At 73.0% G+C, this 26,236-nt stretch carries 24 protein-coding genes; 12 read left to right on the plus strand and 12 right to left on the minus strand.

What is annotated here, in order from left to right; all coding sequences use genetic code 11:
• Positions 1-392: 392 nt before the first annotated feature.
• Positions 393-1,022 (plus strand): M23 family metallopeptidase, encoded by a 630-nt coding sequence (locus ACFYZS_RS12405; RefSeq protein WP_389010149.1) that lies wholly within the window; start codon positions 393-395, stop codon positions 1,020-1,022.
• 63 nt (positions 1,023-1,085) lie between these two features.
• Here ACFYZS_RS12405 and ACFYZS_RS12410 read toward each other — a convergent pair whose 3' ends face one another.
• From ACFYZS_RS12410 to ACFYZS_RS12440, 7 genes are all read right to left on the minus strand, one after another.
• Positions 1,086-2,279: a LamG-like jellyroll fold domain-containing protein gene (locus ACFYZS_RS12410; protein ID WP_389010152.1), complete on the minus strand. Its 1,194-nt coding sequence runs from the start codon at positions 2,277-2,279 to the stop codon at positions 1,086-1,088.
• A gap of 122 nt (positions 2,280-2,401) precedes the next feature.
• Entirely contained in the window at positions 2,402-3,718 is a 1,317-nt protein-coding gene (gene cseC / locus ACFYZS_RS12415; RefSeq protein ID WP_389010155.1) for a two-component system sensor histidine kinase CseC, read from the minus strand.
• A complete protein-coding gene (gene cseB, locus ACFYZS_RS12420; protein WP_389010158.1) occupies positions 3,715-4,428 on the minus strand; it encodes a two-component system response regulator CseB in 714 nt (237 codons plus the stop codon). The genes cseC and cseB overlap by 4 nt, the downstream gene beginning before the upstream one ends.
• A 22-nt stretch (positions 4,429-4,450) precedes the next feature.
• Positions 4,451-5,089 carry a hypothetical protein gene (locus tag ACFYZS_RS12425; protein WP_389010161.1) on the minus strand — a complete coding sequence of 213 codons (639 nt, stop codon included), beginning with the start codon at positions 5,087-5,089 and terminating at the stop codon, positions 4,451-4,453.
• 38 nt (positions 5,090-5,127) lie between these two features.
• On the minus strand, positions 5,128-5,700 hold the full coding sequence (locus tag ACFYZS_RS12430; RefSeq protein ID WP_389010164.1) for a SigE family RNA polymerase sigma factor: 573 nt from the start codon (positions 5,698-5,700) through the stop codon (positions 5,128-5,130).
• A 180-nt stretch (positions 5,701-5,880) separates the two neighbouring features.
• Complete coding sequence (locus ACFYZS_RS12435) at positions 5,881-6,906, minus strand: A/G-specific adenine glycosylase (RefSeq protein WP_389010167.1); 1,026 nt, start codon at positions 6,904-6,906, stop codon at positions 5,881-5,883.
• 21 nt (positions 6,907-6,927) lie between these two features.
• Positions 6,928-7,551, minus strand: a complete 624-nt coding sequence (locus tag ACFYZS_RS12440) for a phosphatase PAP2 family protein (RefSeq protein WP_389010170.1) — start codon at positions 7,549-7,551, stop codon at positions 6,928-6,930.
• A 223-nt stretch (positions 7,552-7,774) separates the two neighbouring features.
• Between ACFYZS_RS12440 and ACFYZS_RS12445 the strand changes: the two genes are divergently transcribed.
• Positions 7,775-8,509 (plus strand): hypothetical protein, encoded by a 735-nt coding sequence (locus tag ACFYZS_RS12445; protein WP_389010173.1) that lies wholly within the window; start codon positions 7,775-7,777, stop codon positions 8,507-8,509.
• Between the two features lie 55 nt (positions 8,510-8,564).
• Here the strand turns inward: ACFYZS_RS12445 and disA are convergent, their stop codons facing one another.
• Together disA and radA are read right to left on the minus strand one after the other, a co-directional pair.
• Positions 8,565-9,689 (minus strand): DNA integrity scanning diadenylate cyclase DisA, encoded by a 1,125-nt coding sequence (gene disA, locus ACFYZS_RS12450; protein ID WP_030158457.1) that lies wholly within the window; start codon positions 9,687-9,689, stop codon positions 8,565-8,567.
• Between the two features lie 152 nt (positions 9,690-9,841).
• Entirely contained in the window at positions 9,842-11,245 is a 1,404-nt protein-coding gene (gene radA, locus ACFYZS_RS12455) for a DNA repair protein RadA (RefSeq protein ID WP_132758520.1), read from the minus strand.
• 162 nt (positions 11,246-11,407) lie between these two features.
• Between radA and ACFYZS_RS12460 the strand changes: the two genes are divergently transcribed.
• Positions 11,408-13,228 carry a hypothetical protein gene (locus ACFYZS_RS12460; RefSeq protein WP_389010175.1) on the plus strand — a complete coding sequence of 607 codons (1,821 nt, stop codon included), beginning with the start codon at positions 11,408-11,410 and terminating at the stop codon, positions 13,226-13,228.
• A gap of 25 nt (positions 13,229-13,253) precedes the next feature.
• Here ACFYZS_RS12460 and ACFYZS_RS12465 read toward each other — a convergent pair whose 3' ends face one another.
• Positions 13,254-14,084 (minus strand): hypothetical protein, encoded by an 831-nt coding sequence (locus ACFYZS_RS12465; protein WP_389010177.1) that lies wholly within the window; start codon positions 14,082-14,084, stop codon positions 13,254-13,256.
• Positions 14,085-14,147: 63 nt separating this feature from the next.
• Here ACFYZS_RS12465 and ACFYZS_RS12470 point away from each other — a divergent pair, with 63 nt between their 5' ends.
• The 4 genes from ACFYZS_RS12470 to ilvD all read left to right on the plus strand — a co-directional run bounded on the left by ACFYZS_RS12470 (position 14,148) and on the right by ilvD (position 18,594).
• Positions 14,148-15,077 (plus strand): Ppx/GppA family phosphatase, encoded by a 930-nt coding sequence (locus ACFYZS_RS12470; RefSeq protein WP_389010179.1) that lies wholly within the window; start codon positions 14,148-14,150, stop codon positions 15,075-15,077.
• Between the two features lie 71 nt (positions 15,078-15,148).
• Entirely contained in the window at positions 15,149-15,979 is an 831-nt protein-coding gene (locus tag ACFYZS_RS12475; RefSeq protein ID WP_389010182.1) for a sugar phosphate isomerase/epimerase family protein, read from the plus strand.
• A complete protein-coding gene (locus tag ACFYZS_RS12480; protein ID WP_389010185.1) occupies positions 15,976-16,593 on the plus strand; it encodes a TetR family transcriptional regulator in 618 nt (205 codons plus the stop codon). Before ACFYZS_RS12475 ends, ACFYZS_RS12480 begins: the two co-directional genes overlap by 4 nt.
• A 147-nt stretch (positions 16,594-16,740) precedes the next feature.
• Entirely contained in the window at positions 16,741-18,594 is a 1,854-nt protein-coding gene (gene ilvD / locus ACFYZS_RS12485) for a dihydroxy-acid dehydratase (RefSeq protein WP_389010188.1), read from the plus strand.
• Positions 18,595-18,709: 115 nt separating this feature from the next.
• Here the strand turns inward: ilvD and ACFYZS_RS12490 are convergent, their stop codons facing one another.
• The gene (locus ACFYZS_RS12490) at positions 18,710-20,899 is read right to left on the minus strand and encodes a serine/threonine-protein kinase (RefSeq protein ID WP_389010191.1); all 2,190 of its coding nucleotides are present in this window, start codon (positions 20,897-20,899) and stop codon (positions 18,710-18,712) included.
• A 108-nt stretch (positions 20,900-21,007) separates the two neighbouring features.
• Between ACFYZS_RS12490 and ACFYZS_RS12495 the strand changes: the two genes are divergently transcribed.
• The 5 genes from ACFYZS_RS12495 to proC all read left to right on the plus strand — a co-directional run bounded on the left by ACFYZS_RS12495 (position 21,008) and on the right by proC (position 24,490).
• Positions 21,008-21,310 (plus strand): SH3 domain-containing protein, encoded by a 303-nt coding sequence (locus tag ACFYZS_RS12495; RefSeq protein ID WP_389010194.1) that lies wholly within the window; start codon positions 21,008-21,010, stop codon positions 21,308-21,310.
• Positions 21,311-21,380: 70 nt separating this feature from the next.
• Positions 21,381-21,920 carry a hypothetical protein gene (locus ACFYZS_RS12500; protein WP_389010197.1) on the plus strand — a complete coding sequence of 180 codons (540 nt, stop codon included), beginning with the start codon at positions 21,381-21,383 and terminating at the stop codon, positions 21,918-21,920.
• Positions 21,921-21,977: 57 nt separating this feature from the next.
• The gene (locus ACFYZS_RS12505) at positions 21,978-22,796 is read left to right on the plus strand and encodes an ABC transporter ATP-binding protein (RefSeq protein ID WP_389010200.1); all 819 of its coding nucleotides are present in this window, start codon (positions 21,978-21,980) and stop codon (positions 22,794-22,796) included.
• Positions 22,793-23,530 carry an ABC transporter permease gene (locus ACFYZS_RS12510; protein WP_389010203.1) on the plus strand — a complete coding sequence of 246 codons (738 nt, stop codon included), beginning with the start codon at positions 22,793-22,795 and terminating at the stop codon, positions 23,528-23,530. The genes ACFYZS_RS12505 and ACFYZS_RS12510 overlap by 4 nt, the downstream gene beginning before the upstream one ends.
• 150 nt (positions 23,531-23,680) lie before the next feature.
• Entirely contained in the window at positions 23,681-24,490 is an 810-nt protein-coding gene (gene proC / locus ACFYZS_RS12515) for a pyrroline-5-carboxylate reductase (RefSeq protein WP_389010206.1), read from the plus strand.
• Positions 24,491-24,559: 69 nt separating this feature from the next.
• Here proC and trpS read toward each other — a convergent pair whose 3' ends face one another.
• Positions 24,560-25,558, minus strand: coding sequence for a tryptophan--tRNA ligase (trpS, locus tag ACFYZS_RS12520; RefSeq protein ID WP_389010209.1), 999 nt, complete (start codon positions 25,556-25,558; stop codon positions 24,560-24,562).
• Positions 25,559-26,236 lie beyond the last annotated feature (678 nt).

Below are 26,236 nucleotides of genomic sequence, written 5' to 3' on the forward strand. Positions count from 1 at the left end.
CCAAGGGGCGGCCCCGGAACCGAAAGGTTCCGGGGCCGCCCCTTTGCCGTCCCCCGGCGGCACTCGCCCCGGACCGATCCGGTGCGCGGCACGTCGGCGCTCACCGGCCCGCGTCGGTGACAAGCCGCACAGGGCAAAACGGACCTACTAGGGCGTCTCGTAGGTGTGATGTCCGTTTTGCCCCTGTCGTGGTGGGCCCTCGACCCAGTGGGGGCGCGGTCAACCGGCTTCGTCACACCCTCGGGCCCTACGAGCGCCGGTAGTAATCGGGAGGTTTGGGGATACCGCGGGGCACGGGTTACCAAGGGTGGGCAAGCCCGGCATCCGCTCTCCAGCGTGCCGGGTGGCTTCTTGCCCGAAGCGTCCTTTGTCCCCGGCCCGGAGGTCTCCTTATGTCCGCGAAGCGCAGCAGCATCCGTCGTACCCGTATCGCCATCGGCGCCACCGCTCTCGGTGCGGCCCTGGCTCTCGGGGCCGGGACGACCGCCGCCTTCGCCGACACGGCTCCGGAGACCGCCCTGACCGGCACCGCCTCGCTGGTCGCCGCCCAGGCGAAGGCCCAGGCCTCCGTGGCCGCGGCCAACACCGCCGCCAAGGCCGTCGTCGCTTGGCAGAAGCCGGTGTCGACCTACACGCTCTCCGCCACCTTCGGCAAGGGCGGCACGATGTGGTCCCACAAGCACTCGGGCCAGGACTTCGCCTGCCCCGTCGGCACCCCGGTCAAGGCCGCCTCCGCCGGCACCGTCGTCAAGGCCGGCCCGAACGGCGGCGGCGACGGCCCGGCGTACGGCAACGCCATCGTGATCAAGCACGCGAACAACACGTACTCGCAGTACGCGCACCTCTCGAAGATCCAGGTCCGGATCGGCCAGAAGGTCACCAAGGGCTCGCAGATCGCGCTGTCCGGCAACACCGGCAACTCCAGCGGCCCGCACCTCCACTTCGAGATCCGGACCACCCCGAACTACGGCTCCGCCGTGAACCCGGTCGCGTTCCTGCGCAACGCCGGCGTCACCGTCTGACCCGTCTGACCGGTCTGATCCCTCCGACCCCTCCCACCCCTTCCGGGGTGGGAGGGGTCGGGGTCAGTAGAGGAGCCAGGAGCCCGTCGGCTTCGTCTTCGCGTCGACCCGGCCCGGCTTGAGGGTGTCGATCTGGGCGGGCGACAGCACCGAGGCGTACGTCTGCACGCTCTCCATCGCCCCGTTCCACGGCGCGGTCCACTTGTCCTCGTGGCGGGAGCGGGCCAGCTCCAGCGGCCCCTGCGCCTGGAAGACCCCGGGGACGGGGGCCTCGCCGGTCTTCTTCCCGTTGACGTAGAGGGCGATCTGCTTGCGCTCGGCGTCGTAGGTCCCGGTCAGGGTGGAGAAGGTCTTCTCCATCTTCGGGCTCTCGCCGGTGACGGTCACGGCGGTCGCCTCCGCCCCCTGGTCGCCGGTCTGGACGCGGAAGACCCAGGCGGGCTTGCCGTTCACCTGGTCCAGGCCCAGCTCGAACGAGAAGGACTTCTCGTTGCCCTGGCTGACGGCGATCTGGCGCCCCTTGGGCGACCGGTTCCAGACGCGGGCCGAGACGGTGAAGCTCTTGGCCGTGTCCACCACGCGCTTCTCGGACTCGGCGTACGAGTTCTCGTTGCCCTTCGTCCGGACCTCGAAGCGCTTGTCGATCGGGAAGACCCCGGCGTCGGGACCCATCTTCAGCGGGGCCTTTCCGCTGCGGTCCCGGATCTGCGTCGGGTCGTCCTTGACGGTCGGGGTGTTGTCGACCGGCGCCTTGCTCTTCGACCCGCTGGGGGAGGGCGAGGCCGATACCGTCGGCGACTCCTTGTCGTCCACCGCCTCGTTCTTGCCCTTGTCGTCGCCGCCCATGAGAAGGAACGCTCCGCCGCCGGCGAGCAGCGCCAGTACGGTCACCGCGCCGCCGATCATCCACAGCCGCTTCCTGCGCCTCTCGGCCGCCGAGCGGTCCGCCATGGCCTCCCAGTCGGGCTGGTCGGAAGGCGGCGCGAACGGGCCGGGAGCACCGGGCGCACCGGGAGCACCGGGGAACCCGGCCCCGCCCGGAGCGCCGGGGGGCGTCGGCGCGCCCATGTCCGGGAGCCCCTGGGCCCACTGCTGCGGGGCCGGCCCGAAACCACCGCCGCCGCCCAGTGCCGGCGGGCCGGGCGGGTAGCCGTAGCCGGCCGCGGGGGCCGGCGCGACCGGCGGGAACCCGTAGCCACCGTCCCCGGGTGCGGGCTGGGGCTGCGGATTGCTGGGGGGATTCGTACCGTCGGTCATGCCAGGGATGCTAAAACACCGGCCCGCACATCCGTACGGCCCGGTCCGGGTCCGGTCGTGGCACGACTGCGCTGCGCGAGCGGCTCAGCCGGGCCGCCGCGCCCCGGACCGCTCCAACATCCCTACGCCTCCGACAGCTTGATGATCGGGAAGCTCCCGGTCGCCGTCGGCGCCTGCTCCGGCAGCCACAGCACCGCCACCGCGCCCGCCGCCGCGCCCTCGCGGTCCACGCCGCCCGGCGCCGCCACGTTGCGGAACGTGAGCCGGGCGCCCAGCACCCGCGCCTGCCCCTCCGCGATGGTCAGCCCCAGCCCGTGCCCGACGCCCGCCCGGTCCGTCGACCCCGTGCGGAACCGGCTCGGCCCCTCGCGCAGCAGCGCGTCCGGGAAGCCCGGCCCGTGGTCGCGGACCCGTACGACCCGGCCCTCGATGTCGACCTGGACCGGCGGCTGTCCGTACCGCGCCGCGTTCGCCAGCAGGTTGCCCAGGATCCGCTCCAGCCGCCGCGGGTCGGTGCTGACGATCTCGTCCGCCACCACCCGTACCGACGCCTCCGGCATCAGCGCGGTCACCCGCCGGCTCACGAACTCGCCCAGCGCCACGTCCTGCAGCTCCGCCCGCTCGGACGCGCTGTCCAGCCGGGCCACCTCCAGCACGTCCTCGACCAGTGCCCGCATCGCCTGCGCCCGGTCCCGCACCAGCTCCGTCGGCCGCCCCGGCGGCAGCAGTTCCGCCGCGGTGAGCAGGCCCGTCACCGGGGTCCGCAGCTCGTGCGCGATGTCCGCGGTCACCCGCCGTTCCGCCTCCAGCCGCTGCTGGAGCGCGTCCGCCATGGCGTCCACGGCCCGCGCGAGGTCGTCGGTCTCGTCCCGTACGACGCCGCCGACCGCGTCCCGCACCCGTACGTCGGGATCCCCGTGCGCCACCCGCTGGGCCGCGGCCGCGGCCTTGCGCAGCCGGCGCGAGATCTGGCCGCCGATGAGCACGCCGAGCGCGGCGCCCGCGACCACGACGGAGATCGAGCCGACGACCAGGGCCCGGTCCAGGTCGCGCACCATGTTGGCGCTCTCCTTGAACTGGTTGTGCAGCGACAGCACCTGCCCGTTCCCGAGCGGCACCGCCGCCCACACCTCGGGCACGCCCTTGCGGGACTCCTGGATGTAGGTCCCGCGCCGCCCCGACCGCGCCTTCTCGCGCAGCGCCACGGGCAGTTCGGGGTCGTTGATCTTCGCCCCCAGGGCCGGCTTGCGCCCGGCCTCGACGAAGCGGGCGATGACGTTCACGTTGGCGAGCTGGGCCTCGCGGGCGCTCTCCAGCATCGACACGCGGGCAGCACTGTGCACGACCAGGCTCAGTGCCACGGCGACGAGCGCGCCGACGGCGGCGATGGCGAGCGTGATCTTCCAGCGGATCCCCGTACGGAGGGTGAAGCGCCTCATGGTTTGAGCTTGTATCCGAATCCTCGGACCGTTTCGATGCGGTCCTGCCCGATCTTGGTGCGCAGCCGCTGGACGTGGACGTCCACGACGCGGGTGTCGCCGCCCCAGTCGTAGTCCCACACCCGCTCCAGCAGGCGGTCGCGCGAGAGAACGGTGCCGGGCGCGGAGGAGAATTCCAGCAGCAGCCGCATCTCGGTCGGCGTCAGCGCCACCGGGGCGCCGGCCTTGCGGACCTCCATGCCCTCGGTGTCGACCTCCAGGTCGCCGAAGAGCAGGACCCCGCGCTCGTCGGAGCCGTCCTCGTCGTGCGCGCCCGGCCGGCCGTTCTGCGGGCCGCCGGCGTGGCCGAAGCGGCGCAGCACCGCGCGGATGCGGGCGACGAGGACCGAGCCGTCGAACGGCTTGGTGACGTAGTCGTCGGCACCCGCCTCCAGGCCGAGGACGACGTCGATGGAGTCGGCCCGCGCCGACAGCATGATCACCGGGACGGTGGACTCGTCGCGGATCCGGCGGCACAGGCTCACGCCGTCCATGCCGGGCACCATCACGTCGAGCAGGGCGATGTCCGGGCGGTCGGCCCGGAAGGACTCCAGGCCGGACAGGCCGTCGGGCATGGCGGTGACCACGAACCCGTCGCGCTCCAGCGCCAGGGTCGTGGCCTCACGGATGACGTCGTCGTCCTCCACGAACAGGACATGGGTCTCGGCCATGCGGGGAAGCCTCGCCTCGCTGCTAGTTCTTCTGGGTGACCGCGGGGGCGGGCTGGGCCCCGCCGTCGACGTTGCTGTAGTCGGTGTGCACCCGGTCCTGCTCGGTGAACTTCTCCCCGTCCCAGCGGTACGTGATGACGTCCTCGCCGGACGGGTAGGCGAGCGGGTCGCTCTTGCCGTACACCGGCCTGGTGACCACCAGGTCGCCCCGGTCGATCTCCGCGTAGACGGGCGGCTGCTCGTCCGAGAACACATTCTCGTACGTCCCGCCCTCCGACCTGTACACGTACGAACCCCGCCCCAGCGCGTCGGCGCAGGAGAGCACGTTGACGACGATGTCGACGACCGAGTTCCCGGTGACCTTCCCGTAGCTCACGTCGATCGGGTACTCCTTGCCCGTGCAGGGCTTGAGGTCCCGCTTGACCTCGGCGCTGACCTTCGGGTCGGCCTGGAGCAGCGCGACCGGGTCGACCTTCTTCGAGGGCTTGCCCGACGCGCCGGTCGTGGCCGGGACGTGGTCGGGCGGGGTGGCCGACGGCGAGGCGCTCTTCGACACGGGGTCGGTGTGGGCGGGCCCACCGTCGCGCAGGCCGGTCCCGCCGGCGCTGCATCCGGCCGCGAACAGCACAGTGCCGGCGAGGACGACCGTCCCCGCCGACATCAGCACCAGCGAACTTCTGCCCCTCAGGCATTGGCCATTCAGGCCGCGCACCGCTCACGCCCCTCGTACCGGATGGTGTGTTCACCGCGGTGGTCACCGCGCTCCAGCGCGCGCATGTCCAGGTCCCGGCTCTCCAGTTCCTGCCGGAGACGGGCCAGTGCGCGGTGCAGGGTGCTCTTCACAGTACCCGCAGACATCCCGAGCGCGGCGGCGGTCTCCTCGGTGCTCATCTGCTCCCAGTGCCGCAGCACGACCACGCTGCGCTGCTTGGGGGCGAGCACCTTGAGGATGTCCATCAGCAGGGCGCGGTCGGCGCGCTGGTCGGAGCCGTCCTCGACGGAGGCGTCCGGGAGCTGCTCGGTGGGGACCTCTTCGAGCTTGCGGGCGCGCCACCACTCGGTACGGGTGTTGATCATGACGCGGCGCATGTAGGCGTCGGCCAGGGACTTGTCGGCGATGCCGTCCCAGCGGCCGTACGTGCGCACCAGGGCGGTCTGCAGCAGGTCCTGCGCGTCCGTGGGGTCCGGAACCAGGCGACGGGCACTGCGCAGGAGCGCGTCCTGCCGAGTGCGTACGTACTCCTCGAATCCGAGTACCTCGCCGTGCGCCATCTCAGACCGCCTCCGTCCCGTGCAACCGCTCGTCCGTTGCCTCTCGCCTTACGGATTCGAAGGTACGGAGGGGTTGTCACGGGCCTGTGCGGGCCAGCCTTCGGTGGGCGCACGGACACCCATAGGTTGTGTAACAGTGCCGTGAGCTGGGGTTTCGCCGAGATAAACGGAATCCCAGGCTCAGCTTGTGGCCGGGCTCGCCGGGGTGCTCGCGGCGGGGCTCGTGGGGGTGGTCGCAGCGGTGCTCGCCGGGGTGGTTGACGCGGTGCTCGCAGGGGTATGTACGGAAGTTGCCTGCGGCAGCCGGTACATGCCCGCCGCGAGCGGCTCGACCAGCCCGTCGGAGACCAGCCCGTCCAGTGCCCGGGCCCGCTGCACGGGCTCGTCCCAGACCGTGTCGAGCACGGCCTGCGGAACCGGCCCGACCGCGTCCCGCAGCACCGCGAGGAGCTTGCCGCGCACCTGCCGGTCCGTTCCCGCGTACGTCTGCCCGCGCCGCGGCGGCCCGTCGTGGGCCGGCTTCCCGGCCAGCCGCCACGCGCACAGCCCGGCGACCGGGCAGCGGGCGCAGTCCGGGGACTTGGCCGTGCACACCAGGGCGCCGAGCTCCATCGAGGCCGCCGCCCAGCGGGCCGCCGTCCCCTCGTCCTCGGGCAGCAGGGCCCGGGCCAGGCGCCGCTCGGCCGCGGTGGTGGCGTTCGGCGGGTACTCGACCCCGGTCGCGGTGCGCGCGAAGACCCGCCGCACGTTGGTGTCCAGTACGGCGTGCCGCTGCCCGTACGCGAAGGAGGCCACGGCGGCCGCCGTGTACTCGCCGATCCCGGGCAGCGCGAGCAGCTGCGCGTGCTCCCGCGGTACGTCGCCCCCGTGCCGCTCCGTTATCGCGACGGCCGCGCCGTGCAGGCGCAGGGCCCGCCGCGGGTAGCCGAGCCGCCCCCAGGCCCGTACGGCCTCGCCGGGGGCCTCGGCGGCCAGGTCGGCGGGGCGGGGCCAGCGGGCGAGCCACTGCTCGTATACGGGCAGGACCCGGCTGACGGGGGTCTGCTGGAGCATGAACTCGCTGACCATGACCCCCCAGGGCCCGGCCTCGGGCCGGCGCCAGGGCAGGTCGCGGGCGTGCTCCTCGAACCAGGCGATGACCGGGGAGTGCAGCGCGTGGGACGCGTCGGGGGACGTCTCGGGGGAAGGGCTGGTGGATGCAGTCATGGCAACTGCATCCTGGCACGTTCAGGGCTGCCGCGCGGGGCCCGGGCCGGTGAACCAGACAGCGGCGCGCCCGCCGCTCGCCCGCATGGCGGTGGTGATCGTACTGATCGGACCGGTCAGGACGGGGACGGCGAGCGCGGCGAGCGCCCCGCCGAGCAGCAGGCCGGCCACCACGTCGTGGGGGTAGTGGACCCCGACGAAGACCCGGGAGAAGGCCATCAGCACCGCGAGGGGGACGGTCAGCAGCGCGAGGCGGCGTACACGGCGCACGGCGAGGGCCAGCGCGACGGCGGCGGCGCCGGCGATGGCGGAGTGGTTGCTGGGGAACGACCAGTCGCCGGGGGCCGGGCAGGCGACGAGCGAGGCGGCGGCCCCGGCGACCGCCCGGCAGGGCCGTTCCTCGTCCACCGCGGACTTCACGAGCTCGGAGGCCGCGTACGCGAGGGCGGTGGCGAGCGGCGCGGCGACGGCGAGGGCGACGGCCCGCGGGCCCGCCTCGGTGCGCGCACGCCACCACACGGCTATGAAGAGCAGGCCGAAGAGCAGCAGCCCGTACTCCGTCCAGACCTCGAACGCCGACTGCACCCAGCCGGGTGCGGAGCGGGCGGAATCGGTGATGTCGCGGTAGAGGCCGGAGGAGTCCATGCTCACCGACCGTACTCAAAGCCGATCAAGTCCGGCGTCGGACTCTTGGCCGATTCTCGACGGTCGGGGGTCCGCCCGCAGGATGATCATCCGCAAAACAAGCCGGTTGCGCGGCATGTGGGGCGCGGATCGGGCCGCGGACTCTCGTAAAGTTCCGTCCGTGGGATCTATGCGCAATCCGGTCGGGCCGCTCCCCTCCTCCATCTACTGGCGACGGAGGGCTGTGCTGGCGTCAGTCGTCGCGCTCCTCGCGCTGCTCGCCGTATGGACCGTCACTTCCGGTGGTGGCACGTCGAGTACGAACGGCAAGGGCGGCGACAAGGGGCCCAAGCCCGTCACGTCGATCACCCCGGGACCGGCCGGGACCGGTCCGGCGATCAGTCAGGCGCCGGGCGGGCGTGCGGAGTCGGGCGGCGGCGCGGGCAAGAACGGTGAGCCGGGCGGCACTCCGGGCACGGGTTCCGCTTCGGGCGGCGGCGCCGGCTCCGGCGCCGGAGGCAGCGGCGGCGGTGCGGCGGGCAACGCGGCTCAGGTCCCGGCGGACTCCCCCCTCCCGACCTGCGCCCCCGGCGGGCTGCAGTGGGAGGTCAAGAGCGTGAAGAACGAGTACGAGACGAGCGAGAAGCCCCGCCTCGAACTGGTCGCGCGCAATGTCTCCGGAACGACCTGCAAGGTCGATCTCGGCCCGAAGCAGGCGGTCCTGACCATCCTTCAGGCGAGCACCAGCAAGGCGGTCTGGTCCTCGGCGGACTGTCCCGCGGGCGCGGGCAACGCCTTCTTCCGGGTCCCGTCCCAGGGCGAGACGAAGCAGTCGCTCGAATGGGACCGGAAGTTCAGCGCCCCCGACCAGTGCCAGACGCCTCCGGCGGGCGCCGCCGCTCCCGACACGTACGTGGTGGAGGTCAAGTCCCCGGGCATGCCGGTCGCCCGGACCTCGTTCGTCCTGAAGCAGGACTGACCCGGCCCGGACCCGGCCCCGCGCCGCCGAGGGGTGCGGGGGCCGCGTCGAGGGATCAGACGTACCGCTCGAGGATCGAGGACTCGGCCAGCCGGGACAGCCCCTCGCGGACGCTCCGCGCACGGGCCTCGCCCACGCCGTCCACGGCCTGGAGGTCGTCGACGCTCGCGGCCAGCAGCTTCTGCAGGCCCCCGAAGTGCTCGACCAGCCGCTCGATGATGGCCCCCGGCAGGCGCGGAACCTTCGCCAGCAGCCGGTACCCGCGCGGGGACACCGCGGAGTCCAGGGTCTCGGGCGACCCCGTGTACCCCAGCGCCCGCGCCACGATCGCCAGCTCCAGCAGCTCCGGATGCGTCAGCGCGTCCAGCGCCGGCAGCGCCTCCTCGACCGTGCGCGAGCGCTTCGCGGTGGGCTCCGGCACGTAGTCCCGGATCACCAGCTCCCGCTCCTGCTCGATCCCGACCGTCAGCTCGTCCAGCTGCAGCGACAGCAGTCGTCCGTCCGTGCCCAGCTCGACCACGTATTCCGCGATTTCCGTGGCAATGCGGCGAACCATTTCCAGCCGCTGCGCGACCGCCGTGACGTCGCGCACCGTGACCAGGTCCTCGATCTCCAGCGCGGAGAGCGTCCCGGCGACCTCGTCCAGGCGGAGCTTGTACCGCTCCAGCGTGGCCAGCGCCTGGTTCGCCCGCGACAGGATCGCCCCGGACTCCTCCAGGACCCGCCGCTCCCCGTCCACGTACAGCGCGATCAGCCGCATCGACTGCGACACCGAGACGACGGGGAACCCGCACTGCTTCGAGACCCGGTCCGCGGTCCGGTGCCGGGTGCCCGTCTCCTCCGTCGGGATCGACGCGTCCGGCACCAGCTGGACGCCCGCCCGCAGGATCTTGGTGAGGTCCTTGTCCAGGATCAGCGCACCGTCGAGCTTGCACAGCTCGCGCAGGCGGGTCGCGGTGAACTCCACGTCCAGGACGAAACCGCCCGTGCACATCGCCTCGACGGCCTTGTCCATCCCGAGGACGATCAGTCCGCCGGTGTTGCCGCGGACGATCCGCTCCAGGCCGTCGCGCAGGGGCTGACCGGGGGCGACCGCACTCAGCGAGGCGCGCATCAGCGCGTCGTGCTTGGAGCTCGCGCCGGACTTCCCGGGTGCTGCTGCCCCGTCCTTGGCTGCCACTGCACTCCTCCGGTCGCGGGTTGCGCCGCCTGCGTACGGCCGGGCGGACCAGCACAAAGTCTACCGGCGTGCGCCGCGCCCCCGCCGTGGCTTGGCCAGGTGCGCCCCCGCGGGACCCCGTACGGGCCCCCTCATACCCCCGCCACCAGCGGCTACTCCTTGGCCGCCGCCCGCGAGCGCCCGCGCGGCAGCACCCGCAGGGCGTCCCCCATGTCCGCCACCTCGATCACCTTCATCCCGGCCGGCACCTTCCCCGGATCACCCGGCACCAGCGCGTGCGTGAAGCCGAGCCGGTGCGCCTCGGCGAGCCGCCGCTGTACGCCCGTCACCCGCCGCACCTCGCCCGCGAGACCGACCTCCCCGATCGCCACGAGGTTCTTCGGCAGCGGCACGTCGCTCGCCGCCGAGGCCAGCGCGAGCGCGATCGCCAGGTCGGCGGCCGGCTCCGTCAGCTTCACCCCGCCCACGGTGGCGGAGTAGATGTCGCGCTTGCCGAGCGCGGTGATCCGGCCGCGCTGCTCCAGCACCGCCAGCATCATCGAGACGCGCGAGGTCTCCAGACCCGAGGTGGTCCGCCGGGGCGAGGGGATCTGCGAGTCCACGGTCAGCGCCTGCACCTCGGCGACCAGCGGGCGCTTGCCCTCCAGGGTCACCGTCAGGCAGGTCCCGGGGACGGCCTCCGCGCGCCGGGTCAGGAACAGCCCGCTCGGGTCGGCGAGTCCGGTGATCCCCTCGTCGTGGAGTTCGAAGCAGCCGACCTCGTCGGTGGCGCCGTAGCGGTTCTTCACCCCGCGCACGAGGCGCAGCCGCGCGTGCCGGTCGCCCTCGAAGCTGAGGACGACGTCGACGAGGTGCTCCAGCAGGCGGGGGCCGGCGATCGCCCCGTCCTTGGTGACGTGCCCGACCAGCAGGGTGGCCATCCCGCGCTCCTTGGAGGCGCGGATCAGTGCCCCGGCCACCTCGCGGACCTGGGCCATGCCGCCGGGCGCGCCGTCGATCTCGGGAGAGGCGACGGTCTGTACGGAGTCCAGGATCAGCAGCGAGGGCTTCACGGCGTCGAGGTGCCCCAGTACGGCGGACAGATCGGTCTCGGCGGCGAGGAAGAGGTGGTCGTTGAGCGCGTTGATCCGGTCGGCCCGCAGCCGCACCTGGCTCGCCGACTCCTCGCCCGTGACGTAGAGGGTGCGGTGCGCCTCGCTGGCCGCCTTCGCCGCGACGTCGAGCAGCAGGGTCGACTTGCCGACGCCCGGCTCGCCGGCCAGCAGGACGACGGCGCCGGGCACGAGCCCGCCGCCGAGGACCCGGTCCAGCTCGTCCACGCCGGTGCTGCGGGCGGTCGCCGTCCGGCCGTCGACCTGCGCGATCGGGAGCGCGGGCGCGGAGACCCGGCCGGCCGCGGTGGTCCGCACGGCGGGCGCGCCGCCCATCTCCTCGACGGTGCCCCACGCCTGGCACTCGGGGCACCGGCCGAGCCATTTCGCGGTCGTGTACCCGCACTCGGAGCAGCGGTAGGACGGCCGGTCCTTGGCGGATGAACGAGATGTACGGGCAGCCATGCGGCCCACGGTATCGGGAGCCTGTGACAGCGGGCCCCGGGCGGCGTTCCCGTGCCCGGCGTCAGGGCCGCGGTCAGCACACGTTCGATCTGTTCACCCGTAAGGGCTAAAACAGCTGAAGGCTTCACGGCCGTCACCGGCGTGCGGCCTACCTTCGCCAGGGTGAACAGCAGCAATCAGGAAAGCCCCGCCCAGCGCACCGGCGCACACCGGGCGCACGGGCGCACGCCCCCCTCGGGCCCCCCTGAACGTCCCGAGGGCCCCGAAGGAGACCCCGAAGGGGGCCTCGAAGGCTTCGCGGGTCCCGGCGGCCGGGAACGGGAACGGCCGGCCCCGCCGCCCCCCTTCCGGCACGAGCCCTACCTGGACGGCCTGTTCACCTACTGCCTGTCGGTCCTCTGCGACCACGACACCGCCACCGAGGTCCTCGCCGAGGTCCTCGCCGTCGCCGAGCGGTACCCCGGCCGCTGTCCCGACGAGGGCGACCGGCGGGCCTGGCTGTACGCCCTCGCCCGCTGGGCCTGCCTGCGGCGGCTGGCCGACCACCGGCGGACCCGGCAGGGAGCGCATTCCGCACGGCGCACGCCGGAGCGCAAGGAAGCCGAGCACGCGCCGGAGGCGTACCGTTCCGCCACCCTCGACGTGAGCGCGTACCGGCGCACCGAACTGGCCCGGCTCGCCTGGCCCGAGGCCGCCGGGACCACGCCCGCGCAGCGCGAGGCCCTCGAACTCGCCGTCCGCCACCGCCTCGGCGTCCCCGAACTCGCGGCCGTCCTCGGCACGCCCCCCGCCCTCGCCCGGGAGCTGCTGGCCGGCGCCGCCTGCGAGGTGGAGCGGACCCGCGCCGCCCTCGCCGTCGTCGAGACCGGCGGCTGCCCCTCCGTGTCACGGCTCACCGGTGACGGCGACGGGCAGGTGCTGCTGTCCACCACCCTGCGCGCCGAGCTGGTGCGCCACGTCGACGACTGCCCGCGCTGCCGCCGCGTCGCCGAGCGCGTGGACGCCGCGGCCCCCTGGCCCGGCACCGGCGGCATCGACGCCGCCCTCCCGATGGTCCCCGCCCCGCGCACCGCCGTCCGCGCGGCCATGGTCCGCTCCGGCGGCCGCCGCGGGCGCCGCCCCGGCCCGCGCTTCGACCGCACCGGCTTCCCGATGGACCCCCGGGACCGCGCCGCCCGCCGCGACCGGCTGCGGGCCCGGGCCGTGACCACCACCGTCGTGGCCACCGTCGTCGCGGCCCCGGTCCTGGCGCTGTGGGCGGCGTACCGCGGCGCCCCGGAGACCGGCGAGCCCGTCGGCGCGGACTCCACCCGGATCTCCGCGAGCGAGTCCGAGCTCCCCGTCCCGGGCCGGGACGGCCGCCCGCTGCGCGCGTACGAGAACGCCGGCAACACCGCGCACACCACCGGCGAGCCCGGCTTCGGCCGGGGCGGCGCCGGCCCGGACGGCTCGGACGTCTCCGTCGAGGTGATCAGCACCGGGCAGTCCGCCGCCCCCGACGGCCGGCCGGGAAACCCCGGGCGGCTCTCCGTCGCCGCCTCCTCGCACGGGGGCACGACCATGCTCACGCTCACCGCGTCCGGCGGGGCGCCGGTGGACTGGCAGCTCTGGTCCGACGCCCCCTGGCTGAAGGCGAGCCGGTCCGCGGGCACGCTGGATCCCGGTGCCTCGTTCACCGTGTGGATCACCGTCGACACCGCCGCCCAGCCCGTGGGCGCCTGGTCCGCCCGGATCGGGGTGGAGCCGGGTGGTGCGGTGATCTCCATCCAGGGCCGCGGCCGGCCGGCGCCCACGCCCCCGCCGGAGCCCGGGGACCCGACGCCGAGCCCGACGCCGACGCCCACGCCGAAGCCGACGGAGACCCCCACGCCCACGCCGACGCCGACACCCACTCCCACGCCGACCCCGACCGCGAGCGCGTCGGGAGGGCCAGGAGGAACGGTTGGCCCGCCGGCGGATCCGAGCGGGCCGGGGCCGTCCTGAGGCCGGGTCCTACGGGCCTACGGGCCTACGGGGTGACGGGATCGGCGGGGTGCGGAGCCATCGGGAGCAGCGAGGACAGCCGCGCTTCGCACAGCCGCACGAGCTCCTCGTACCCCTCCTTGCCCATCAGCTCGGTCAGCTCGGCGCGGTACGACACGTACACCGGATCGCCGGCGCCGTGCGCGGACGTCGCCGAGGTGCACCACCAGTGCAGGTCGTGGCCGCCCGGACCCCAGCCGCGCCGGTCGTACTCGCCGATCGAGACCTGGAGCACGCGGGTGTCGTCGGGCCGGTCGATCCACTCGTACGTCCGGCGGATCGGCAGCTGCCAGCACACGTCCGGCTTGGTCTCCAGCGGCTCCTGGCCACTCTTGAGCGCCAGGATGTGCAGCGAGCAGCCCGCTCCGGCCGGGAAGCCGGGCCGGTTGAGGAAGATGCAGGCGCCCTCCCAGCGGCGGGTCTGCTTCTCCCCGTCGTCGTCGTGCTGCGTCCACCCGGACTCGCTGCCGACGTCGTGGAACTGCCACAGCTCGGGGGTCAGCCGCGCCACGTGCTCGGCGACCCGCTTCTCGTCGTCCTCGTCCGAGAAGTGCGCGCCGAGGGTGCAGCAGCCGTCGTCGGCCCGGCCGGCCTGGATGCCCTGGCAGCCGCTGCCGAAGATGCACGTCCAGCGGGAGGTCAGCCAGGTCAGGTCGCAGCGGAAGACCTGCTCGGCATCGGCGGGGTCGGGGAACTCCACCCAGGCCCGGGGAAAGTCGAGCCCCTTCTCGTCGTCACGAGCGGCGGCGGAGGGCTTGGCGGAGGCCTTGGCCTTCTTCGCCTTGTTGGACTTGTTGGCCTTCTTCGTATTTGGCACAAACCCAAGCCTAAGGGCCCCTTACTCCACCCATACTCCAGCCGCACAGTAGCGTTTCCTCGTATGAGACTCGGTGTCCTCGATGTGGGTTCGAACACGATCCATCTGCTGGTGGTGGACGCGCACCCCGGCGCGCGCCCGCAGCCGGCGCACTCGCAGAAGGTGGAACTGCGACTGGCGGAGCTGCTCGACGAGCGCGGAGCGGTCACGCCGGAGGGCGTCGAACGCCTCGTGGCGGTGATCGGCGAGGCCGCGCAGGCCGCCGAGGACAAGGGCTGCGAGGACGTCCTCCCCTTCGCGACCAGCGCCGTGCGCGAAGCCACCAACGCGGACGAGGTCCTGGCCACGGTGCTGGCCGAGACCGGCGTCGACCTGCCCATCCTGAGCGGTGAGGACGAGGCGCGGCTGACGTTCCTGGCCGCCCGGCGCTGGTTCGGCTGGTCCGCGGGCAAGCTGCTGGTCCTCGACATCGGCGGCGGCTCGCTGGAGATCGCCTACGGCATCGACGAGGACCCCGACGCGGCGGTCTCGCTGCCGCTGGGCGCGGGCCGGCTCACCACCGGCTGGCTGCCGGGCGACCCGCCGGACCCGGCGGACGTACGGGCCCTGCGGCGGCACGCGCGGGCCCAGATCGCCCGTACGGTCGGGGAGTTCAGCCGCTTCGGCGCGCCGGACCACGTGGTGGCGACCTCGAAGACCTTCCGGCAGCTGGCCCGCATCGCGGGTGCGGCCCGCTCGGCGGACGGCCTGTACGTCCAGCGGGACCTGACCCGCAAGTCCCTGGAGGAGTGGGTCCCGAGGCTGGCGGCGATGACCACCGCCCAGCGCTCCGCACTCCCGGGCGTCTCGGAGGGCCGCGCGTCCCAGCTCCTGGCGGGAGCGCTGGTCGCGGAGGGCGCGATGGACCTCTTCGGCGTGGACGAACTGGAAATCTGCCCCTGGGCCCTCCGGGAGGGCGTCATCCTCCGCCGCCTGGACCACCTCCCCTCCTGAGGGGGCGGTACGGAGCCTGCGGCGTGGTCGGCGTCACGGTCCTTCGGGGCCGGGGCCCGTACCCTGTCCCCGTGGCAGAACCCGTTCGGATCCCGACTGCGAAAGTCGCCCTTTCCACCGCCTCCGTCTACCCGGAGTCGACGGCGACCGCCTTCGAGATCGCCGCGCGCCTCGGTTACGACGGCGTCGAGGTGATGGTCTGGACGGATCCGGTCAGTCAGGACGTCGACGCCCTGCGGCGGCTTTCCGACGATCACGGGGTGCCGATCCTGGCCGTGCACGCCCCTTGTCTGCTGATCACGCAGCGCGTGTGGTCCACCGATCCCTGGACCAAGCTCCAGCGGGCCCAGGCGGCCGCCGAGCGGCTGGGGGCCTCCACCGTCGTCGTGCACCCGCCGTTCCGCTGGCAGCGGCAGTACGCGAAGGACTTCGTCACCGGAATCTGGCGGATGGCCGACGAGACCGACGTCCGGTTCGCCGTGGAGAACATGTACCCGTGGCGGTACCGGGACCGCGAGATGCTCGCCTACGCCCCCGAGTGGGACGTCACCAAGGACGACTACCGGCACTTCACCCTCGACCTCTCGCACACCGCCACCGCCCGTACGGACGCCACCGCCATGATCGACCGCATGGGCGGCCGGCTCGCGCACGTGCACCTCGCGGACGGAAACGGTTCGGCGAAGGACGAGCACCTGGTTCCGGGGCGGGGGTCGCAGCCGTGTGCCGAGCTGCTGGAGGGGCTCGCCACGACCGGTTTCGACGGGCACGTCGTCATCGAGGTCAACACCCGGCGCGCGATGTCCTCCGCGGAGCGCGAGGCCGACCTCGCCGAGGCCCTGGCCTTCACCCGGCTGCACCTGGCCTCCAGCGCCGCACCGATCAGGACCCCCCGCCCATGACGGAGTCCCCGAAGCCGCGCCGCGGACCCGGCCGGCCCCGCCAGGACGAGGCGGACGACGGCCCGGGCACCCAGGAGCGCATCCGGCTCGCCGCCCGCGAGGTGTTCGCGGAGCGCGGGTACGACAAGACCTCCGTGCGCGGCATCGCGAAGGTCGCGGGCGTGGACCCGGCCCTGGTCCACCACTACTTCGGCAGCAAGGACGACCTCTTCGCCGCCGCCATCGAGGTCACGATGGAGCCCGCGCTCGTCGTCCCCGCGATCGTCGGGGAGGGCCCCGAGGGCATCGGGGAGCGGCTGGCCCGCTATTTCCTGGGCATCTGGGAGAACCCGGTCACCCGGGCTCCCATGCTCGCCGTCGTCCGCTCCGCCCTCACCCACGAGGCCGCGGCGGCGGTGCTGCGCCGGCTGGTCCTGCGCCGGGTCCTGGAACGGGTCGCGGCCGACCTCGACGTCCCGGACCCCACCTTCCGCGCCGAGCTCGCCGCCTCCCACATGATCGGCATCGCGCTCCTGCGGTACGTGGTCCAGGTCGAGCCCCTCGCCTCCGCCGACCCGGAGGACATCGTCACCCTGGTCGCGCCTACGCTTCAGCGTTATCTGACCGAGGAATGACCGAGGAATGAGCCTGCCGTCCCGTCATACGGACAACTTGTCCGCATCGCGGGCCGGGAGCGTAGCCTCGTAACCGAGCCATATCCACAGTCATGCACAGTCGCGGCGGGCGTGCGAACGCCACCGCACTCATGGGGAGTGAACCCGATGCCCGAGCTGAGGTCCCGCACCGTCACCCACGGCCGCAACATGGCGGGCGCACGCGCCCTTATGCGTGCGTCGGGCGTAGCGAGTGCGGACATCGGGAAGCCGATCATCGCGGTCGCCAACTCCTTCACCGAGTTCGTCCCCGGCCACACCCACCTGGCGCCCGTCGGCCGGATCGTCTCCGACGCCATCCGCGCCGCCGGTGCGATCCCGCGCGAGTTCAACACCATCGCGGTCGACGACGGCATCGCCATGGGACACGGCGGCATGCTGTACTCCCTGCCCTCCCGCGACCTGATCGCGGACAGCGTGGAGTACATGGTCGAGGCGCACTGCGCCGACGCACTCATCTGCATCTCCAACTGCGACAAGATCACGCCCGGCATGCTGATGGCCGCCATGCGCCTCAACATCCCCGTCGTGTTCGTCTCCGGCGGCCCGATGGAGGCCGGCCAGGCCGTCCTCGTCGACGGCACCGTCCGCAAGCTCGACCTCATCGACGCCATGGTCGACGCCTCCAACGAGAACGTCTCCGACGAGGACGTGCTGCGCATCGAGGAGAACGCCTGTCCGACCTGCGGGTCGTGCAGCGGCATGTTCACCGCCAACTCCATGAACTGCCTCGCCGAGGCCATCGGGCTGGCCCTGCCCGGCAACGGCTCGGTCCTCGCCACGCACACCGCCCGCCGCGCCCTGTACGAGGACGCAGGCCGGACGGTCGTCGAGATCACCAAGCGGTACTACGAGCAGGACGACCACTCGGTCCTGCCGCGCTCCATCGCCACCCGCCAGGCCTTCGAGAACGCCATGGCCCTCGACATCGCCATGGGCGGCTCGACGAACACGATCCTGCACCTGCTCGCCGCCGCGCAGGAGGCGGGCCTGGAGTACGACCTCACCGACATCGACGAGGTGTCGAGGCGGGTCCCGTGCCTGGCCAAGGTCGCGCCGAACGTGGCGCCCGGCGGTACGTACTACATGGAGGACATCCACCGGGCCGGCGGCATCCCCGCCATCCTCGGCGAGCTGCACCGCGGCGGGCTCCTGAACAAGGACGTCACGACGGTCCACTCGGACAACCTGGAGGACTGGCTGGCCAAGTGGGACGCCCGCTCCGGCACGGCGTCCGAGACGGCCATGGAGCTGTGGCACGCGGCGCCCGGCTGCGTGCGCTCCGCCACCGCCTTCTCCCAGTCCGAGCGCTGGGACACCCTCGACCTGGACGCGGAGGGCGGCTGCATCCGGTCGGTGCAGCACGCGTACTCCAAGGACGGCGGGCTCGCGGTGCTGCGCGGCAACATCGCGGTGGACGGCTGCGTCGTGAAGACGGCCGGCGTCGACGAGTCGATCTGGACCTTCGAGGGTCCGGCGGTCGTCTGCGAATCTCAGGACGAGGCGGTCGACAAGATCCTCCGCAAGGAGATCAAGGCCGGCGACGTCGTCGTCATCCGGTACGAGGGCCCGCGCGGCGGCCCCGGCATGCAGGAGATGCTCTACCCGACGTCGTTCCTCAAGGGCCGCGGCCTCGGCAAGGTCTGCGCGCTGGTGACGGACGGCCGCTTCTCCGGAGGCACCTCGGGCCTGTCCATCGGCCACGCCTCCCCGGAGGCGGCCTCGGGCGGCGACATCGCCGTCGTCGAGGACGGCGACCGCATCCGGATCGACATCCCCAACCGCTCGATCGAGCTGCTGGTGGACGAGGCCACGCTGGCCGCCCGCCACGCGGCGCTCGGCGGCGTCTACGCCCCGAAGAACCGCGAACGCAAGGTCTCCGCCGCACTGCGTGCGTACGCGGCGATGGCCACGAGCGCCGACAAGGGCGCGGTCCGCGACGTGAGCAAGCTGGGCGTCTGACGCTCCCGCCCCCGAGCCGTGGTCCCGGCTCGGCCCGGCCCGCTCCGTACGAGAGCAGCCGCGAACCCCGCCGGAAAGCCCCGGCGGGGTTCGCCGCGTTCCGGCCCCGCCCGAGCTACCACCCCGCCGGGTCCGCGGCGCCGACCGCGAAGACCGAGCCGTCGGGGGCCGTCCCGTAGACGCGGCCCGCGGCCGGGACCGGCGGCGGGAGGGTGGCCGTGAAGCCGGCGCGCCCGTCGGCCGGGCGGGGCCGGGTCTGTCCCACCAGCCGGCCTGTCCCGGCGTCGACCGCCATCAGCCGCCCGTCCGGCGCCGTCAGCAGGATCCGGCCCTCGGCCGCCACCGGGCGGGAGGCCACGGCCAGGCCCGTCTCCAGCCGCCACTGCTCCCGCTCCGCGCCCACCGCGATCAGCGCGCCCGAGACCCCGACCGCGTACACGACGCCGTCCGCGCCCACCGACGCCTCCGCGTCGAACAGCGGCACGGACAGCCGGACCCGCCGGACCGCCTGCGTCGCCGCGTCCACCCGGACCACCGCGCCCGTCTTGCCGTCCGCGTCGCCGTCCAGCAGGTACAGCCCGCCCCGCGCGGCCCCGACCGGCCGCAGCCGCCCCGCCGTCCGCAGCTGCCAGCGCACCGCCCCGCTCGCCGGATCCACCTCCACCAGCTGCGAACTCCCGCCCGCGCCGTCCGGCGTCGACACGTACACCGCCGCGCCGTCGCCCCACCACACGGAACCCACCCCGCCCAGCTGCTTCGTCCACCGCACGGCCCCGCTCGCCGCGTCGAGCGCCGTCACGCTCCCGGCCGGCGGTACGAGCAGCACCTGCCCGCCCGCCACCACCGCCCGCGCACCGTCCGGCAGCTTCCGCTGCCAGCGCTCGGCTCCCGTAGCGGGATCCAGCGCCTGCAGCGTCCCGCTGCCCGGTGCGGCCACGAGCACCAGCCCGCCCGCCTGCAGCGGGGCACCGTCCGCCGCGGTCCGGGTCCCGGCGGCAGCCGCCTTCAGCGACCACACCACCGACCCGTCCGCCGGATCGAGCCGGGCCGCCGCCACCCCCGGCCCGGCGCAGTACAGCGCCGCCGGCTCGCCCCAGGAACAGGCTCCGGTCCGATGGCCCGCCTTCGGATCGCCCAGCGCGACCGCCCACGGTGTGAACGGCTTCGCCGGAGCCGGATCGGCCTTCCCCGCGACCTCCTGCGGCGGGCCGGCCCCCGCCCCGAAGTACAGGTACCCGCCCACCGCCGCGCCCGCCAGCAGCGCGACCGCCACCGCCACCGCCACCACCGCCCGCGCCCCGCGCCGCCCCCGGCCGGCCTGCCCGGCCCCGACGGCGATCCGCTCCCGCCGGTGCGTCGCTTCGGCGGCCGGCCCCGTCCCCACCGGCCCCGTCCCCACCGGCCCCGTCCCCACCGGCCCCGCGCCGACCGGTCCCGCCCCGACCGGCCGCCGCGGCTGCGGCACGAACACCTGGGTGTCCTCGGAGGTCGGGTACGCCACCGCCCGCATCTCCGCGATCAGCTCCTCGGCGGTGGGCCGGTCCGCCGGCTCCTTCGCCAGGCACCGCGCCACGAGCGGTACGAGCTGCTCCGGCAGTCCGGTCAGATCGGGCTCGGCGTGCACCACCTGGTACGCCACCAGGTAGTGGCTGTCGGAGTCGAACGGCCCGTGCCCCGTCGCCGCGTGGACGAGTACGGCCCCCAGCGCGAACACGTCCGCCGCCGACCCCACCTCCCGCGGCCGCTGGAACTGCTCCGGCGCCATGTACGGCGGCGTCCCGATCAGCTTCCCCGTCTCGGTCCGCAGATCGCTGTCCGCCGGCCGCGAGATCCCGAAGTCGATGACCCGCACCCCGTCCGGGGCCATCAGCACGTTGCTGGGCTTGAGGTCCCGGTGGACGACCCCCGCCCGGTGGATGTCCCGCAGCGCCTCCGCCAGCCCCGCGGCGAGCCGGGCCAGCTCGACGGGGTCCAGCACCCGCTCCCGTACGCGCTCGGCCAGCGTCGGGGCGTCGATGAACAGGGTGGCCATCCACGGCCGTTCGGCATCGGGATCGGCGTCCACGACGGGCGCGGTGAACGCCCCGCTCACCCGCCGCGCGGCGGCGACCTCCTGCCGGAAGCGGGCCCGGAACTCCGGATCGACCGCATGCTCGGCATGCACGATCTTGACGGCGAGTTTCAGCCCCGACCCGGAGGTGGCCAGATGGACGACGCCCATCCCGCCGGAACCGAGCACCGATTCCAGCCGGTACTGGCCGGCGTACTCCGGAAAGCCCACGTAGTCCGCGCGCAGCGAATGCACCGCTCAACCACCCCCGCCGGAGCCTAGTCGATGGGCCGTACGAATCTCCAAGGGTCCTGCTACCCTGCGCGAGTTGCGCACGGCAACACCCGTGGGGGGAGATTTCACATGTCCGTGGAGAACGATTCCAGCCAAGTCCAGAGCCTCACCGCCGGCTCGGGATTCCAGACGTTTCCGGTCGCTCCGGGCTACCGCGTGAACGTCCGCAGCGGTCCGGGGACGAACTACTCGGTCATCGACACCCTGCCGTACGGCGCGAACGTCACGATCCGCTGCCAGTGCGACGGCACGACCGTCTCGGGCCCGTACGGCACGTCGGACATCTGGGACTGCATCGGCAACGGCCGCTTCGTCTCCGACGCGTACGTCAAGACCGGCAGCGACGGCTACGTGGCCAACCGCTGCGGCTAGGCCGCCCGCCGCCCGTCTGCCAGGTGAGACACCCCCGGCCGGGTCGGCGCGGAGAGGGATAATCGCCGGTGTGAGCGACGACGACCAGCGAGACCAGAAGCCCTCCGCCGACCCGGCCGCGCAGGCCCCCGCGGCCGCGGCCGGCCCCGAGCCCGAGCCGATCCGGTTCTTCGAGACCACGTGGGTGAACCACGACGGCGGCTACGCCCTGCGCCGCGTCGCCGTCGGCGCCGGCTCGATCATCACCGCCATCGCGGCGGCCGTCCTGCTCCGCCTCTCCTACGAGGGCCTGGAGATCGGCAACGTCGGCCCCTTCCTGAGCATCTCCGTCGTCGTCCTCTTCGCGATCGCCAGCTCCATCGCCTTCGTGAAGACCTGGGACTCCTTCAGCCGCCGCCCCGCACCCTCCTCCGACGAGGCCGCCCTCAAGGGCCTGAAGATGATCGGTTTCATCGGCTCCCTCATCGCGTACTTCCTGCGCTGCTTCTTCGAGGCCCCCGGTGAGAAGCTGCGCCGCGCCGAGTACGAGCGCGCCACCGCCGAGTTCGCCCGCCGCCGCAGCGCCCGTACGGGCAACCCGGCCGCGCGCCGCCCCAAGCGCAAGAAGTAGACCGGCCCGCGCCCGCCCTGTTGACGCCCCGGCACAGCCGGGAGCATTATTCATCACATGATGAATAACCCGCAGGCGTCTCTCACCGAGCCCGCCCCGCCCGCCGTGCCCGCCGTGCACGCCCGCGGGCTCACCGTCCGCCGCGGCACCGGCCGCACCCCGCGCACCGTCATCGACTCCATCGCCTTCGACGTCCCCCGCGGCCGCATCACCGGCCTCCTCGGCCCCTCCGGCTGCGGAAAGTCCACCCTCATGCGCTCCGTCGTCGGCACCCAGGCCAACGTCACCGGAACCCTCGACGTCCTCGGCCGCCCCGCCGGCCACCCCGAGCTCCGCTCCCGCATCGGCTACGTCACCCAGGCCCCCTCCGTCTACGACGACCTCACCGTCCGCCAGAACCTCGACTACTTCGCCGCCGTCCTCGACCCCGCCCGTGCCGCCGCCGACCGCCGCCGCGAAGCCGTCACCCGAGCCATCGCCGACGTGGACCTCACCACCCGCGCCGACGCCCTCGCCGGCAACCTCTCCGGCGGCCAGCGCAGCCGCGTCTCCCTCGCCGTCGCGCTCCTCGGCACCCCCGAGCTCCTCGTACTCGACGAGCCCACCGTCGGCCTCGACCCCGTCCTGCGCCGCGACCTGTGGAACCTCTTCCACGACATCACCGCCACCCGAGGCGCGACGATCCTCGTCTCCTCCCACGTCATGGACGAGGCCGAGCGCTGCCACGACCTGCTCCTCATGCGCGAGGGCCGCATCCTCGCCCAGGACACCCCCGACGCACTGCGCACCCGTACGCACTCCGCCACCGTCGAGGAGGGCTTCCTGCGCCTCGTCGACGAGGCCAACGCCGAAGCGAAGCCCGAGGTCACCCGATGAGCGCCGCCCGCACCACCGCCACCGCCGCCCGCGTCCTGCGCCAGCTGCGCCACGACCCGCGCTCCATCGCGCTGATGCTGCTGGTCCCGGTACTGATGCTGACGCTGCTGCGCTTCGTCTTCGACGGGAACCCGCGCACGTTCGACAGCATCGGCGCATCCCTCCTCGGGATCTTCCCGCTCATCACCATGTTCCTGGTGACCTCGATCGCCACCCTGCGCGAGCGCACCTCCGGCACCCTCGAACGCCTCCTCGCCATGCCGCTGGGCAAGGGCGACCTCATCGCCGGCTACGCCCTCGCCTTCGGCGCCGTCGCCGTCGTCCAGTCCCTCCTCGCCACCGGGCTCGCGCTCTGGCTCCTCGGCCTCGACGTCGTCGGCTCGCCCTGGCTGCTCCTGCTCGTCGCCCTGCTCGACGCGCTGCTCGGCACCGCGCTCGGCCTGTTCGTCTCCGCCTTCGCCGCCAGCGAGTTCCAGGCCGTCCAGTTCATGCCGGCCGTGATCTTCCCGCAGCTCCTGCTGTGCGGCCTGTTCGCGGCGCGCGACACCATGCAGCCCGTCCTCGAAGGCATCTCGGACGTGCTGCCCATGTCGTACGCCGTCGACGGCATGACCCAGGTGCTGACCCACACCGACATGACCGCCGACTTCGTCCGCGACGCCGTGATCGTCGCCGCCTGCGCGCTGCTCGTACTCGCCCTCGGCGCGGCCACCCTCCGCCGCCGCACGCCCTGACCGGGCAGCCCCGACCGGCCGCCCCCGACCGGGCATCCCTGACCGCACTGCGGACAGCTCCTCGCCGTTCGTCCCACGAGTGAAAGGATGAGGGGGCAAACGCATCACGCGTGGAACGCGTGCGGATAAGTTCGGCGAGGTGAATCGGGCATGACCCAGACAGTCGCGGTCCTCGGTACCGGCAAGATCGGCGAGGCCCTGCTCAGCGGAATGATCCGCGGCGGCTGGCCCGCCTCCAAACTCCTCGTCACCGCCCGCCGCCCCGAACGCGCCGAAGAGCTCCGCACCCGCTACGGCGTCGAAGCCGTCAGCAACGCCGAGGCCGCCAAGCGCGCCGACACCCTCATCCTCACCGTCAAGCCGCAGGACATGGGCAAGCTCCTGGAGGAGCTCGCCCCGCACGTCCCGGCCGACCGCCTGGTCATCAGCGGCGCCGCCGGCATCCCGACCTCCTTCTTCGAGGAGCGGCTCGCCCCCGGCACCCCCGTCGTCCGCGTCATGACGAACACCCCCGCCCTCGTCGACGAGGCCATGTCCGTCATCTCGGCCGGCAGCCACGCCACCGCCGGACACCTCGCCCACACCGAGGAGATCTTCGGCGGCGTCGGCAAGACCCTGCGCGTCCCCGAGTCGCAGCAGGACGCCGCCACCGCCCTCTCCGGCTCCGGGCCCGCGTACTTCTACTTCCTCGTCGAGGCGATGACCGATGCCGGCATCCTCCTCGGCCTGCCGCGCGCCCAGGCCCACGACCTCATCGTCCAGGCCGCCATCGGCGCCGCCGTGATGCTCCGCGACAGCGGCGAGCACCCGGTCAAGCTCCGCGAGGCCGTCACCTCCCCGGCCGGCACCACGATCAACGCGATCGTCGAGCTCGAACGGCACGGCGTACGGGCCGCCCTGATCGCAGCCCTCGAAGCGGCCCGCGACCGCAGTCGCGAACTCGCCTCCGGCAACAGCTGAGACAGCCCGCACGGAGGTGGGAGAACAAGAGGTACGGGCTCCCGCGCGGGGCCCGTACCTCCGTGCGCCTCAGGGCTCCAGCAGCCCGATGGCCCGGTACGCCCGGTCCACGACCGGCCGCGCCAGCGCCCGCGCCCGCCCGGCCCCCTCGCGCAGCACCTTCTCCACCGCCGCCGGATCGGCCGCCAGTTCGGCGTGCCGCTCCTGTACCGGCCGCAGCAGCTCCACCACCGCGTCGGCGACGTCCCGCTTGAGCGCGCCGTACCCGCCGTACTCCTCGGCGAGGGCGGCCGGATCCCCGCCGGTGCAGGCGGCCAGCACGTCCAGCAGGTTCGCGACCCCCGGACGCGCCTCCCGGTCGTAGACGACCCCGCCGTCCCCGCTGTCGGTCACGGCCCGCATGACCTTCTTACGGATCACTCCGGGCTCGTCCAGCATGAACACGACCCCGGGGCCGGATCCGCCGGACTTCCCCATCTTCGACGTCGGGTCCTGCAGGTCCATGACCCGCGCAGCCACCTGCGGCAGCGTCACCTTCGGCACCGTGAACGTCTGCCCGTACCGCTGGTTGAACCGCTCCGCCAGATCCCGGGCCAGCTCCACGTGCTGCCGCTGGTCCTCACCCACCGGGACCTCCTCGGTCTCGTACGCGAGGATGTCGGCGGCCATCAGCACGGGATACGTCAGCAACGACAGCCGTACGCCCGCCCCGGACGCCTGCGCCTGCGCGGACTTCTCCTTGTACTGGATCATCCGGCGCATCTCGCCGTCGGTGGCGGTGCACTCCAGGACGTACGAGAGCCGGGTGTGCTCGTCGACGTGGCTCTGCATGAACAGCGTGCATTTCTCCGGGTCCAGCCCGGAGGCGAGGAACAGGGTCGCCACCTGCCTGCTGAGCCGGCGGACCCGCGCGGGATCGTGCTCGACGGTCAGTGCGTGGAGGTCCACGACGCAGAACAGCGCCTCGTCCGGCCGCTGGTCGGCGGCGACCCACTGGCGGAGGGCCCCCAGGTAGTTCCCCAGCGTCAGGTGCCCGGTCGGCTTGATCCCGCTGAAGATCCTCGTCATGTCCTGTCTCCCTCTTCCTCTTCTTGGCTGGTGTCGGGACCGCCGCGGCGGGCGACCGAGCCACTCCCGGAGGGGGAGAAACAGAAACGGCCGCCGTAAGCGGCGGCCGTGAGCGCATGCGTGCTCGCGTGGAAGGTCGGCCGCCGTCAGGCGGCCCACCAGCGAAGGCTGGACGTGAGTGCATGCGTAGTCATGGGGACAAGGCTAGCCCTTCCGGTGGGCCCTGTCCCGGGGTTGACACACCCGTCCGAGGTCCGTAAGGTTCTTCGAGTTGTCCGACGTGAGCGTCGACTCCGGTCGGTCCCCGGACAGCCATCCCGCACTACACATTCGAACGAACGACGCACTGTGTCGTCTCGTTTTCATGCGTATTTGCGAATGAGGAATCCGTGTCCGAGGACGCGGCCGCCGATTAGGTTCGGGGGCAAGGAATCCGCTACTGTCTCACTCGCCGCAAGGGCCCAACAGCCCAAGCAGCGAAACCCGCTGACTGGGAGTCAGGCCCGAAAGGATCTGATAGAGTCGGAATCGCCGGAAAGGGAAAACGCGAAAGCGAAGACCCCGGAAAGCAAGCGGAACTGACTCTGATAGAGTCGGAAACGCAAGAACGAAGAACGAAAGCCCGGAGGAAAGCCCGAGAGGGTGAGTACAAAGGAAGCGTCCGTTCCTTGAGAACTC

This window comes from Streptomyces sp. NPDC001903 (assembly GCF_042891345.1).
GTDB lineage: Bacteria > Actinomycetota > Actinomycetes > Streptomycetales > Streptomycetaceae > Streptomyces.

Coding starts and splice junctions, on each gene's coding strand:
- ACFYZS_RS12505 (WP_389010200.1), top strand. CDS start 21,978: ATGATGAATAACCCGCAGGCGTCTCTCACCGAGCCCGCCCCGCCCGCC.
- ACFYZS_RS12470 (WP_389010179.1), top strand. CDS start 14,148: ATGAGACTCGGTGTCCTCGATGTGGGTTCGAACACGATCCATCTGCTG.
- cseC (WP_389010155.1), bottom strand. CDS start 3,718: ATGAGGCGCTTCACCCTCCGTACGGGGATCCGCTGGAAGATCACGCTC.
- cseB (WP_389010158.1), bottom strand. CDS start 4,428: ATGGCCGAGACCCATGTCCTGTTCGTGGAGGACGACGACGTCATCCGT.
- ACFYZS_RS12510 (WP_389010203.1), top strand. CDS start 22,793: ATGAGCGCCGCCCGCACCACCGCCACCGCCGCCCGCGTCCTGCGCCAG.
- ACFYZS_RS12495 (WP_389010194.1), top strand. CDS start 21,008: ATGTCCGTGGAGAACGATTCCAGCCAAGTCCAGAGCCTCACCGCCGGC.
- ACFYZS_RS12425 (WP_389010161.1), bottom strand. CDS start 5,089: ATGTCGGCGGGGACGGTCGTCCTCGCCGGCACTGTGCTGTTCGCGGCC.
- ACFYZS_RS12410 (WP_389010152.1), bottom strand. CDS start 2,279: ATGACCGACGGTACGAATCCCCCCAGCAATCCGCAGCCCCAGCCCGCA.
- ACFYZS_RS12480 (WP_389010185.1), top strand. CDS start 15,976: ATGACGGAGTCCCCGAAGCCGCGCCGCGGACCCGGCCGGCCCCGCCAG.
- ACFYZS_RS12405 (WP_389010149.1), top strand. CDS start 393: ATGTCCGCGAAGCGCAGCAGCATCCGTCGTACCCGTATCGCCATCGGC.
- ACFYZS_RS12440 (WP_389010170.1), bottom strand. CDS start 7,551: ATGGACTCCTCCGGCCTCTACCGCGACATCACCGATTCCGCCCGCTCC.
- ilvD (WP_389010188.1), top strand. CDS start 16,741: ATGCCCGAGCTGAGGTCCCGCACCGTCACCCACGGCCGCAACATGGCG.
- trpS (WP_389010209.1), bottom strand. CDS start 25,558: ATGACGAGGATCTTCAGCGGGATCAAGCCGACCGGGCACCTGACGCTG.
- ACFYZS_RS12435 (WP_389010167.1), bottom strand. CDS start 6,906: ATGACTGCATCCACCAGCCCTTCCCCCGAGACGTCCCCCGACGCGTCC.
- proC (WP_389010206.1), top strand. CDS start 23,681: ATGACCCAGACAGTCGCGGTCCTCGGTACCGGCAAGATCGGCGAGGCC.
- radA (WP_132758520.1), bottom strand. CDS start 11,245: ATGGCTGCCCGTACATCTCGTTCATCCGCCAAGGACCGGCCGTCCTAC.
- ACFYZS_RS12430 (WP_389010164.1), bottom strand. CDS start 5,700: ATGGCGCACGGCGAGGTACTCGGATTCGAGGAGTACGTACGCACTCGG.